The sequence below is a fragment of the Paraburkholderia sp. CNPSo 3272 genome, from assembly GCF_024206495.1.
GTDB lineage: Bacteria > Pseudomonadota > Gammaproteobacteria > Burkholderiales > Burkholderiaceae > Paraburkholderia.
Genome location: NZ_JAMBPQ010000110.1, coordinates 1 through 704, shown reverse-complemented (window position 1 = coordinate 704; position 704 = coordinate 1). Strand labels below are relative to the sequence as shown.

General features: G+C 52.0%; 1 tRNA gene and 1 rRNA gene. Both read right to left on the bottom strand.

Annotated elements, in window-relative coordinates:
• Window positions 1-229, bottom strand: a 23S ribosomal RNA gene (locus M3I53_RS38025); the annotation flags it as partial.
• Window positions 230-536: 307 nt separating this feature from the next.
• Window positions 537-612 (bottom strand) — tRNA-Ala (locus tag M3I53_RS38020).
• Between the last annotated feature and the right edge of the window lie 92 nt (window positions 613-704).

The following is a 704-nucleotide window of genomic DNA, read 5'->3' as shown; positions in this document are numbered from 1 at the left end:
CTCGGTTGATTTCTTTTCCTGCGGCTACTTAGATGTTTCAGTTCGCCGCGTTCGCTTCACATGACCTATGTATTCAGTCATGGATACTCCATTCGGAGTGGGTTTCCCCATTCGGACATCTACGGATCAAAGCTCGTTTGCCAGCTCCCCGTAGCTTTTCGCAGGCTACCGCGTCCTTCATCGCCTGTGATCGCCAAGGCATCCACCACATGCACTTGTTCGCTTGACCCTATAACGGGTGTGTCTCGGCCATGATTGCTCATGGCGAGGCTCACGCGCTACAGGTTGAGTATTCGTGTTGCGCCGTATTTCAAGGCAATCTTTCGATCACTTAAAAATACATTGATACAATCACAACCCTGATTCACCTACTCGACGGCCATCTCTGTCCGCTTTCGGATGAATCTCTTTACTACTTCTTCCTGATTGTTAAAGAACGACAGCCGATATGGTGTTACTCATACCGCTCTGACTGGCTCAATCGCCAATGCGTAATCCCCGGCGTGTACTGCTACCGGACACTAGGCATTGAGGATTGGTGGAGGATGACGGGATCGAACCGACGACCCCCTGCTTGCAAAGCAGGTGCTCTCCCAGCTGAGCTAATCCCCCAGTCACAACAACTCAAGGGATCTGCCCGTCACAGACAGTGGTGGGTCTGGATGGATTCGAACCATCGACCCCCGCCTTATCAAGACGGTGCT